Annotated in this window: 4 protein-coding genes; 1 reads left to right on the top strand and 3 read right to left on the bottom strand. The window is 36.1% G+C overall.

Annotated features, from left to right (window positions below; all coding sequences use genetic code 11):
• Nucleotides 1-108: 108 nt before the first annotated feature.
• The 3 genes from AFK68_RS05300 to AFK68_RS05290 form a co-directional block, all read right to left on the bottom strand.
• Nucleotides 109-474, bottom strand: a complete 366-nt coding sequence (locus tag AFK68_RS05300; RefSeq protein WP_094671883.1) for a DUF1818 family protein — start codon at nt 472-474, stop codon at nt 109-111.
• 489 nt (nt 475-963) lie between these two features.
• Nucleotides 964-1,620, bottom strand: a complete 657-nt coding sequence (locus AFK68_RS05295) for a hypothetical protein (protein ID WP_143437544.1) — start codon at nt 1,618-1,620, stop codon at nt 964-966.
• Nucleotides 1,621-1,755: 135 nt separating this feature from the next.
• A complete protein-coding gene (locus tag AFK68_RS05290; protein ID WP_094671884.1) occupies nt 1,756-2,010 on the bottom strand; it encodes a DNA-directed RNA polymerase subunit omega in 255 nt (84 codons plus the stop codon).
• A 164-nt stretch (nt 2,011-2,174) separates the two neighbouring features.
• Between AFK68_RS05290 and AFK68_RS05285 the strand changes: the two genes are divergently transcribed.
• The gene (locus AFK68_RS05285; protein WP_094671881.1) at nt 2,175-2,867 is read left to right on the top strand and encodes a GDSL-type esterase/lipase family protein; all 693 of its coding nucleotides are present in this window, start codon (nt 2,175-2,177) and stop codon (nt 2,865-2,867) included.
• Nucleotides 2,868-3,400 lie beyond the last annotated feature (533 nt).

Here is a 3,400-nt window from a genome sequence, read left to right as displayed (position 1 = left end):
ACTCCCCTACTCCCCCGCTCCCCTACTCCTTAAAAAAGACTTTTTCAGCAAACCCTAACTACTCCCTACTCCCTACTCCCTACTCCCTACTCCCTAAGATGATATTAATCAAAAAATTTTCAATATTTCTGCTGCTTGGACTAAACTAGGTACAGCTTCTACAGACCATTTTCCCTCCCCCCTGCGCCCCTGATTTAAAATAAACTGAACGGTATAACTTTCAGGAAAGCCTTCCACCTGCATCCATAGCAAATCACTTTCAGTTTCACAGGCTATTCTTTCCCCATCCATCAACTCATCCGCCATCTGGTTAATAGTTTTGCTTAACTGGTCTAATAATCGACAAAAATCATCCAGTTCCCTTGCTGTGAGTTCTATTGACCAATCATCCCCACCTACTAAACCCTGAAACTCTGGTGCTTCAGGGTTCCAACCTAAGCACCAACCAGCTCCACTTTTAACTATTCGTTCCATAACTTGAAATAGCACTCAGCACTCAGCAATCAGCTTCCCCAAAAAATATATAATATAGTCATAACCTAGGCAAAGACCATGTATATAGCGTTCAAAACTATAACGTTATAGTTTTTTACATATATATATAGTACCTTTGCGTAAGTCCTGATAGTCTCTAAACTCCATTAACACAGACCACACAGTTTTTCAAATATAGTCTTGGACTGTTGCTTGAATTTTTACCGAATAATTAACCTATAAAGCCTCTCCTTTAAAGGAGAAACAATGAATTTATTTTCCTTTTATTCAATCCTATCCGTTTTAGGGAGAGGTAATTATCAATTATCAATTATCAATTATCAATTATCAATTATNATGAATTTATTTTCCTTTTATTCAATCCTATCCGTTTTAGGGAGAGGTAATTATCAATTATCAATTATCAATTATCAATTATCAATTATCAATTATCAATTATCAATTATCAATTATTGAACTGATAGCTAGTTAAGGCTTAAGTAAATCTGCACCTCCTGGTTGGAGAATCACTGGTGCTCTAGGAGCTGAACCCCCAGAATTACCTCTCTGCTCTACTTCTGGTATAGATGGAGGGTTGGGGTTGCCTCCAAAAATATCTACCAACCTATTAACTAAAGCATTTCTTTGAGAACGAGTTAATTGTTGAATTGCCAGGCGATCGCCCTCCATCGGATTTTCCGTCAAAGAATCATTACCAGGATAAACAGATGACTGTAGATAGTCGTTAGCTCCCAAATAATCTGCTAATGTTAATTTCCAATCAAACCGATAATTAGGTGCACGACCTTTGACATAAAAATGATACCTAATTAAACGTGATACCAAGGTCTCCTCAGTATTTACTTCCCCCGTGTCCTTAGATATATAATCATTTTCCAATGGCAAATCTGGTATTTTTTCATATACAAATGGCCATACTTCAGTTGGTCGCACCCGCCGTTGGACAATTTTGATTGGGTACTCAGAATTTTCTCGGTTTGTAACTTTGAGCAACTGATGTTCTAGTAAATAAGTGGAATGGACTGCTGTACTAGCTAAAGAAGTCCAAAAAAATTCAAGACCAGTCCCAATAATCACTGTTACCAGAGAAATTGTGAAATATTTGAGCCATCGTTTCTTGCTCATGGCTATTTTAACCAACTACCAAAAAGTTTAAACTTTAAAGATGATAGCCAGGAGGTTTCAACCCCTGGATCATTTTAGTTATCAGTAACTCCTACTTAAGTAGGAGACTTGAGACCTAATTTTCTGGTCAATAAACTATATTGACCTATCCATACTACTGCTGACGTCACTAATTATTTCTGGCTGCATCAACTCATCGGACATTTCAAACACAGCCCGGATGACTGGTTTGATTTGATGCTCATCAAAATTATCAAAATCTTCATAACGACGACGCTTGGCACGATTAGCTACTTGGACTACAGCCCGATAACGATTAGAAGAAGCTTTTATCAACTCCTCAGACCGACGACTTAGTTCTGCCGAATCAACACTAGATTGCCTTTGTATGTGCATAAATTTTGTTGGTCTTTGATAATTCTATATCTAGCTTAACAATGTTAATTGAATATTTCCCACTATGGTCTAGTCAATACTAATATTTTGAGTTAGGATGTAACAAAATTTTAATAGATTTTAATAGAGTTTATTAATTTCATTGATTTTTATTACTTATGTTAATCGCTGCTACTCCAACTTCAAGGGACTTTTCTCAGACCCATCATCATCCCCTAAAAATAGTTGCTTTAGGGGATAGTTTAGTTTATGGTTTTGGCGATCATGAAGGTGGTGGATGGGTAGAAAGACTGCGACGACATTGGATGTTACCAGATAATTCTGGCCATGTATTATATAATCTGGGAGTCCGTGGAAACCGTGTTTTACAAGTAGAACAACGTCTAGAGCATGAGTTTCACCATCGTGGAGAATTAAGAAATCGTCAACCAGATATTATTGTTCTTTCTGTAGGGGTAAATGATTCTGCTAGAGTCCAAAGAAGAGATGGACGTTATTATACAGATTTTTACAAATTTCAAACAATTTTAGATAAGTTATTAGATACATCAAAACAACTTTGTCCTGTAGTATTTGTAGGAATGGTTCCTGTTGATGAAGCTAAAATGCCTTTCCAAGATTGTTTATATTATAGTCACGATGACCAGTACATATATAAAGAGGCGACTCGGTTAGCTTGTTTAAAGCGACAAATACCTTATTTAGATGTGTTTGAACAATGGTTAAGTCGGGGCGAAAATTGGTGGCGATCGCGTCTTTGTGCGGACGGAATTCATCCTAATATCAGAGGTTATCAAGCTCTTTTACAAGATGTACTGAACTGGGAATCTCTTAATTTGTTAATTAGCTAATTCATTAATGGATAATGGATAATGAATAATGGATAATTACCTCTGGTTAAAACCGTAACGGAACTGAATATAAGGAAACTAAAGAACACTTTTTTCTCTTGAAATAGAAGGCTTTAAACCGGATTGATTAATTATCAATTATCCATTGGTAAAGATTTTAGAGCTGTTTTATAGAGAAAATTTCAACAGTAATTAAATAGAAAAAAGCGATAGGGAAAATTTAAGAGAGGGAATTTTCAGCAATTAACAATGTTCATGTGACGAGGTGCCGTTTGCGCAGCATTCGGTAGGAATACAATTCATAATTAATAATTACCCCTTCTTATAAACAAGGGGATAAATTTTTGATTTATCCCCTATCCAAGGGGAGGCTTTAAGGCGTGAATTGTTGAATGAATAATTAATTGACTATTATACCATTTCTCAAAAAGAATGGTACATCTAATTAGATAGGGAAGTGTGGGGAGTGTGGGAGGTGTGGGGAGAGGTTAAAAGTAGGAAAAATCTATACTAACCAATTAATAATTGTCAAA

The organism is Hydrocoleum sp. CS-953 (assembly GCF_002260545.1).
Taxonomy (GTDB): Bacteria; Cyanobacteriota; Cyanobacteriia; order Cyanobacteriales; family Microcoleaceae; genus Trichodesmium.
This window is presented reverse-complemented; position numbering and strand designations above follow the sequence as displayed.

Coding starts and splice junctions, on each gene's coding strand:
- AFK68_RS05300 (WP_094671883.1), bottom strand. CDS start 474: ATGGAACGAATAGTTAAAAGTGGAGCTGGTTGGTGCTTAGGTTGGAAC.
- AFK68_RS05295 (WP_143437544.1), bottom strand. CDS start 1,620: ATGAGCAAGAAACGATGGCTCAAATATTTCACAATTTCTCTGGTAACA.
- AFK68_RS05285 (WP_094671881.1), top strand. CDS start 2,175: ATGTTAATCGCTGCTACTCCAACTTCAAGGGACTTTTCTCAGACCCAT.